Genomic DNA, 6,982 nt, shown 5'->3' on the forward strand with positions numbered 1-6,982 from the left:
AGAATCCCGGAGCGCGGGGAGAAGTTGAAGAACATCGGCAGCGTCGCGGCGCCGCTCGCACCCGCGTCGGCGCCGAACGTGCCGCGCACGAGTTCTGGCGCACTGCGCGCTTCCGGCGTGATGTCGGCGAGCGCGACTTGCAGACGCTGCATGAGCGTGTCGAGCAGGCCGGCATCGACGTCCGAATCGAGGACGACCACCGGCAAATCGAGTACCGATAGCACCGCGCGCAGGGCGAACGCGAGGGCATCGACGCAGTCGTCGATCCATTCGTCGACGGCCGGCAGGCCGCGCGCGATGCAGGCCTCGAGGTCGGCGCGGCTGTCGACCGTCTCGCCGCAATAGCGAAGATGCCGGATCAGCGCGCTCAACGACGCACGCGTAAGGAGGATGTCCCAGGCGCCGTGCGGCGCGGGCGCGGAAGGCAAGCGGCTCGGTTGTACGGGCATCACGGCAAAATCGCCGGCGTTGCCGGTGCGGCCGTGCAGGCAGTCGCCGTCGATCGCGATCCCTCCACCGATTACCGGGCCGAGGAACAGATAGACGAAATTGTCGCGTTGTCGGCCGCACCCGTAAAAGAGCTCCGCGATAGTGGCCGCATTGCCGTCGTTCTCGCTGAACACCGGCAGCGAAACGACGCCTGCGAGTTCCCTGGCCAGGTCGATCTCGGCCCACGCGCGGAAGGCTTCGGCCGGAAGGCCGAGCTCGCGCAGCCAGCTACCCAGGTTGAACGGGTGGGCAACGCCGACGCCCGCGAGCCGCTCGCGGTCCTTGGCGGGCAGAAGCCGTTGCAGCTCCTCGATGTCGCGGCGAACCAGTTCGAGCACGGTCGCGGGCGGCGGGAGAAGGGTGTCGTGGGAGCGGCAGCCGATGACGTCGCCCGCGAAGTTGACCAGCGCAGTTTCGATGCGCATGCGGTCCAAGCGCACGCCGATACCGAATGCCCCATTGGGATCGAGGCGAATCAGCGACGCGGGCTGGCCGCGCTGGCCTTCGGTGCGGCCGGCGAATTCGATCAGCTTCGCGTCGGCGAGCGACGCGATGATGCTGCCGACCGCCGTGCCCGTCATGTTTGCGTGGCGGGCGAGGTCGGCCTTGGACGCGCTGCCTGTCCGGCGCAGCGTCTTCAACAGCAGGCGCTCGTTGTAACGGCGCACGTTGACCGAGTTGCTTCCCTGGCCGATGTGCGGGCTTCTCATGGGCGTCTCCTTCCATGGCGCGTCGGCGGCCGACGCATTAAATAATTCAAGTTGATTTATTTAAGCATGCGCGCTCGGCGAAGTCAGTCAGGTAAACCCCGTGCTGCGCCGTGACGGGCGGCGTGTCTCGCACGAAGTCTTGAAGGGAATTTGTAATATTTGTCCTGTCCGTGGCGTCCATACAAAGACACTTTTCCGAGCGCCCATGGAAACGCGGCGGAAAGTCGTGACGTCTATCGCCACAGAGCCATCCATCGTCGAGCGACATGGATGATCGCTTCGCTTCGATTCCACTGGAGAAATCACATGACACTCATGCACAAGCTGGGCCTCGCGGCACTGCTGTCCACGCTGCCGCTCGCCGCCTCCGCGCAAGGGACGCAACTGACGGACCCGCAGATCGCGGCGATCGTCGTGACGGCCAATCAGGTCGACATCGACGCCGGCACGCTCGCGGAAAACACGACGCATACGAAACCGGTCAAGACCTTCGCCGAGTTGATGGTCACCGATCACACCAATGTGAACAAATCGGCGGTGGCGCTCGCGACCAGGCTGAACCTGAAACCCGAAACCAACGCGACGAGCGACGCGTTGAAGAAGGAGGGCGATGACAACGTCGCCGCGCTCAAGGCGCTCAAGGGGCACGCGTTCGACAAGGCGTATGTCGAGCACGAGGTGGCCTATCATCAACAGGTGATCGACGCGATGGACAAGATGCTCATTCCGTCCGCGAAGAACGACGAACTGAAGGCGCTGCTGGTGAAGGTGCGGCCGGCATTCGTCGCCCATCTCGAGCACGCTCGCGCGTTGCAATCGACGCTCGGCGGCGGCAATGAGAAGAAGTCCTACTGAGCCCCGGCGCTCGACGGCGCGGCGCCGCGCCGCGTGCCGGTTCATCGTGCTGGCGGCGCTGGCGTGGGTGGCTGCGGACGTCGCGGCCGGCACGACGCGCCGGATCACCATCGAAGGCATGCGCTTCAACCCGGCCAGCCTGACGGTCGAGCGCGGCGACACGATCGTCTGGATCAACCAGGATCTCGTCGCGCACACGGCCACGGCCGCGGGTGTGTTCGATTCGCACGAAATCGCACCCGGTGCGTCGTGGACGTACGTCGCGAATGCACCGGGCCGCCATGCGTATATCTGCGCGTTTCATCCTGCGATGAAAGCGACATTGACCGTGAAGGGCAAGCCATGATGCGCAATGCGGGCGATCCCGAGCTGAAGCCCCAGCCTCTTTCGGAAGAAGACGACCGCACGCTCGCCGCGCGCGTCGCGAGCGGCGACCGCGCTGCGTTCGAACAGCTGATGCGTCGCTACAACCGGCGGCTCTACCGGCTGGCCCGTGCGACGCTGCGCGACGACGCGGAAGCCGAGGACGCACTGCAGGAGACCTATCTGGCGGCGTTTCGCGCGATGCCGCGTTTTCGCGGCGAAGCGTCGCTGTCGACCTGGCTGTCGCGGCTCGTGCTCAACGCGTGCCATACGCGCCAGCGCCGCGGCGCACGGCGCGACACGATCGCGCCGATGGTCGCGCTGTCGTCGATCACCGACTTCGAGCGGGAAATCATGGATGCAGACCAGAACGAATCGCCGGACCGGGCGCTGATGCGAACCGAATTGCGCGCATTGCTGGAGCGCAAGCTCGATGCATTGCCCGAAGCGTTTCGCATCGTGTTCGTGATGCGCTGCGTCGAGGAATTCAGCGTCGAGGAAACCGCCCAGTGCCTCGGTATACCCGAGGCGACCGTGCGCTCGCGGCATTTCCGGGCAAGAAGCCTGCTGCGCGAATCGCTTGCACGCGAAATCGACCTGGCCGAGCGCGACGTGTTTTCGTTCGACGGGGAACGCTGCGACCGGATCGTGCTCGGGGTGCTGGCGAGAATCGGTCCGGCTTGACGGTCGGCGGCCGCGGCAACGGCCGATAGACCGCTGATCGTTTCAGATCGGTCGGCGAGATATCGCGTGACGCAGGGTGTCACCGATCTTCCTCGCCGTCACGGCGTCACGCCCGGTCGTCGTTTGGTCTGACGTGTCGAAAGGCCGCCAGCAGCGAAAGGTCATAAACGATCTTCAGTGCGCCGCATGCAACCAGTGGCGCACCAAGCCAGCCAAGGCTGAACAGGCCGCCGGCCAACGTCGGCGCGACAGCCGCCGCAAGGCTGCGCGGGACAGACGTAAAGCTGGCCGCCGCCGGTCTTTCCGCCGGCGTGACGACCGCCATCACGTAGGCGGTTCGCGTCGGTACATCCATTTGCGAAAGTGCGCTTCGCATCAGCAGCAGCGCCAACGTGAGGTGCAGCGACGGCGCGAAGGCGGCGCCGATCAGGCATACGCTCGACGGGATATGCGTGAACACCATCGTGTTCAACAGGCCGATCCTGCGCGATAGCGGAGCGGCCGCGAGCTGCGAGCCGGCCGAAAGCAAGCCCGCCCAGAAGAAGAACTGGCCAGCAGCGGCGATCGAGAGCCCGAAGCGCTGCATCAGCCACAGCGACAATAGCGAATTGACGACGAGACCACCCGCGAACGCGTCGACGCTGAACAGCATCGCAAGCCGCATGACGATGGGACGCGACGGGCCGAGCGGGGGAGCGGCCTTCGACGCGTGGGTATCGGAGCGCGGCAATCGCCGGTACAGCATGAAGACGGCAACACCCGCCACCGCGTAGAAGAGAAACATGCCGCGCATCGCGCCAAGCGCCGGGATTCCGGCATGCGACGCAATCCAGATCGGCAGTCCCGCCATCAGGGAGCCGACCGCCGCCGATACGGCCCCGACGAGGCTGTATCGTGCAAACAGCGCCGTGCGAGCGTCGCCGCTGGCGGCTTGCGCCAGACGCGACTGTTCGAGGGGCAGAAACAGGCTGACATCGCCTGAACTGGGATTGAGCGTGCCGACGAACGCGATGACGAACAGCGGCCACAACGTGGAGAGGCTCGCGAAGCCGATGCCTGTTGCCGCCATCAGCGCCGCCGCGAACGTCAGCATGCGTCGCTGCGTGAAGCGGCTCGCGAGCATTCCGACCGCGATCGTCGCGATTGCGGAACCCATCAGCGTCGTGGAGCCGATCAACCCGACGTCCAGTTTCGATAATCCGAGCGACAGCAAATACGCGGGCAACAGCACGGCAATGAATCCATCGCAGAAGCCACGCATGCCGCGGCTTGCGAGGATGAGCCACGCGGCCCGGTCGGCACCTGCCGGTAGCATCCGGCCGGCGAGCCACGACGCGAACCGGCCGCTAGGCACGGGCATCACGCAGGCACCACGCGTAGCGCGCGTCCGCGATGCGATCGATATTCACCCGTTCACGCGTCGTCCACTTCATCGCGTTTCTCCTGTTCAGCGGACTGAGGTTACGCGGCAACACCGCTGCACGAACGTCGTCCGATGCGTCTTGATCGCTGCCCCGCGGCGCGGATCAATGATGGAGCAACGGGTAGGCCACCAGCCCGACGAGCGCGGCAGCGGTGACGACGACGGGCTCCTGCAGCTTCTTGAAGCGCCACAGCAGCAGCACGGTCGCGACGGCGAGCAGTGCGGTCGGGATGTCGACGATCGAGCGCTTTGCGATCACGAGGACGGAGCCCGTAATCGCACCGACGGCTGCGGCGGTGATGCCGTCCACGAACGCCTTGACGGCCGGACGGTGCCCGTACTTCTTCACGTACGGCGCGGGAATGACCGTAAACAGATAGCACGGCAGGAACGTGCCGAGCGCCGCGACGATCGCGCCGGGCAGCCCTGCCACGAGATACCCGATGAAGCCGACGGTGATCACGACCGGGCCGGGCGTGATCATCGCGACCGCGACGGCATCCACGAACTGCTTGTCGTTCAGCCAGTGATGTTCGGTGACGACGCCGCCATAGAGGAACGGCACGATCGCGAGCCCGGAGCCGAACACGAACGCGCCGGCCTTCATGAAGAACGCACCGATCTGAACGAGCTGCGGCAGATCGATGCCGCTCAATATTCCGCTGGCTGCCGGCAGGTTGGCGGCGGCAACCGCATTCAGCCCGCCCCGGTGCAGCCACTTGGGCGGGGCGCGCCACAGCCAGCCGACCAGGCCCGCGACGACGAACAGCCACGCGATTTCCGATTCCGTGATGAAGGTCACGGCGGCAAGCGTCAGGAAGATCGCCCAGAGCAGCTTGTCGCGGCCGACGGTTTTCGTCGTGAGCTTGTAGGCGCTCATCGCGATGATGCCGACCACTGCGGCGCCGACGCCGTAGAAGACGGCCTGCATCCACGACAACCCGCCGAAATGCGCGTACGCGAACCCGAGTGCCAGCACCATCAGGAACGACGGCAGCACGAACGCGAAGCCGACGAGCGTCGCACCGAGAATGCGGTAGTGCACGAAGCCGAGATAGATCGCGAGCTGGGCCGCCATCGGCCCCGGCGCGAGCTGGGCCAGCGTGAGTCCTTCCTTGTAGTCGGCTGCCGTGATCCAGCCGCGACGCTCGACCAGGTCGCGGCGCATGTAGCCCGCGAGCGCAACCGGCCCGCCGAAACCGAACGTACCGAGACGCAGCATGTAGGCGACCAGCTCGCCGAGCGAATAGGTCGGTTCGGTCGTGGCGATGGCAGTGGTCATGACCTGGCTCCGGTCTCGTTTTTTCCGGTCGACGAGAAATGTGCGTACAAGGCGTCGAGCACGACGCTCATCTGCTCGAGCAACTGGTCGTCGTTCTCCGCGCGCTGGCGCGTGCCGGCCATCACGGCCTCGAAGCCGACCGCTTCGGGCGCGATGCGGCCGCCCACGTCGAGCGCGTGCACGATCTCGCCGAGCCGCATCAGCGCCGGGTCGTCGTCGAGCCCGAAACTGGCCAGCAGCACCTCGAACGTCACGCGCTCGCCGACATGCGTGAACGTCGCGCCGTCGAAATCGAAGCCCAGCGCGTCAGCTGGGCAATCCGCGGGCGACGCGAGCCAGATGAAGCGGGCGCGTGCGTCGATGAAGCGGCGGATCAGCCATGCACTGGAGACGCGATCGACCCACATCCGTTGCCGGGTCGCCCATGTGCGGCCCTGATACGCGTCGATCGCCAGCGGACGGATCGCGCGGTCCGCGGCGTGCGGTTCACCTGGCGACAGCACGGTGTCGACCAATGCGACGAAATCCTTCAGCGCGACTTCGGCGCGGGTGGCTGCGTCGTCCGGGAAGTAATCGATTGTCCGGATGGCGTCGAAATCCTTGCGTACCCGTCGCAGCAGGCGCGTGAGTTCCGTGGCGGACTGCCCGGCCAGGGCCTTGCGGGCTTCCGCAAGGGACTGGATAAACGTTGCGTAATCTTCCCCGCGATCGAAGAGCGCGCGGAATTCCCGTTCCTGCGATGCGTCCAGGCTCGGGGCGCGTAACAGGTGAGCCGTGCCGCCGCTTTCGGCAATGGCCCCCGCGAGGTCGCGCAGCGTCCCTTCATGGGCTTCGGTGTACGGCAACAGATAGATGCCGTCGCGCAACACCGCGCAGCCCTTTGCCTTCAGGGCGCGCCAGAACCGCATGCGGGCCGTCGCGTTTTCCGTCGGAAGGGTCAGAACGAGGAGCGACCATGTCGTGAGCGAATTCATGTAGTAAATGCTACTCAAGTGTTATGAGTTCTACAAGTCGACTTTGGCGGCGACTGCAATGGCGCGGCGGCCGGGCGATCCGCGAGGTGATCCTCGTTCGTCTGATTGTTCGCGGATATACCCCTCGTTACTATCTTCACGCCCCGATAATTGGGGCTTTGGCCAGCCAGGCCCGGCATGATTCTCGCCCCCAGTCGCAGTC

The 6,982-nt window shown here is 65.7% G+C and carries 7 protein-coding genes; 3 read left to right on the plus strand and 4 right to left on the minus strand.

What is annotated here, in order from left to right; translation table 11 throughout:
- Positions 1-1,199 (minus strand): ROK family protein (locus tag DIE23_RS38430; protein WP_148093489.1); only part of this gene is annotated, 1,199 nt, incomplete at its 3' end.
- A 306-nt stretch (positions 1,200-1,505) separates the two neighbouring features.
- Here DIE23_RS38430 and DIE23_RS38435 point away from each other — a divergent pair.
- Genes DIE23_RS38435 through DIE23_RS38445 form a run of 3 tightly spaced genes read left to right on the plus strand, consistent with a single transcriptional unit; the run spans position 1,506 to position 3,101 of the window.
- Complete coding sequence (locus DIE23_RS38435; RefSeq protein ID WP_124618058.1) at positions 1,506-2,054, plus strand: DUF4142 domain-containing protein; 549 nt, start codon at positions 1,506-1,508, stop codon at positions 2,052-2,054.
- On the plus strand, positions 2,035-2,400 hold the full coding sequence (locus tag DIE23_RS38440; protein ID WP_124618060.1) for a cupredoxin family copper-binding protein: 366 nt from the start codon (positions 2,035-2,037) through the stop codon (positions 2,398-2,400). The genes DIE23_RS38435 and DIE23_RS38440 overlap by 20 nt, the downstream gene beginning before the upstream one ends.
- On the plus strand, positions 2,397-3,101 hold the full coding sequence (locus DIE23_RS38445) for an RNA polymerase sigma factor (protein WP_124618062.1): 705 nt from the start codon (positions 2,397-2,399) through the stop codon (positions 3,099-3,101). Before DIE23_RS38440 ends, DIE23_RS38445 begins: the two co-directional genes overlap by 4 nt.
- A gap of 106 nt (positions 3,102-3,207) precedes the next feature.
- On the opposite strand, the gene DIE23_RS38450 is transcribed toward DIE23_RS38445, so the two are convergent.
- From DIE23_RS38450 to DIE23_RS38460, 3 genes are all read right to left on the minus strand, one after another.
- On the minus strand, positions 3,208-4,461 hold the full coding sequence (locus DIE23_RS38450) for an MFS transporter (RefSeq protein ID WP_124618064.1): 1,254 nt from the start codon (positions 4,459-4,461) through the stop codon (positions 3,208-3,210).
- 166 nt (positions 4,462-4,627) lie between these two features.
- A complete protein-coding gene (locus DIE23_RS38455; RefSeq protein WP_124618066.1) occupies positions 4,628-5,806 on the minus strand; it encodes a chromate transporter in 1,179 nt (392 codons plus the stop codon).
- On the minus strand, positions 5,803-6,780 hold the full coding sequence (locus DIE23_RS38460; RefSeq protein WP_185646622.1) for a chromate resistance protein ChrB domain-containing protein: 978 nt from the start codon (positions 6,778-6,780) through the stop codon (positions 5,803-5,805). Before DIE23_RS38460 ends, DIE23_RS38455 begins: the two co-directional genes overlap by 4 nt.
- Positions 6,781-6,982: the final 202 nt, after the last annotated feature.

Source organism: Burkholderia sp. Bp9143, assembly GCF_003853645.1.
In the GTDB taxonomy this organism is placed as follows: Bacteria; Pseudomonadota; Gammaproteobacteria; order Burkholderiales; family Burkholderiaceae; genus Burkholderia.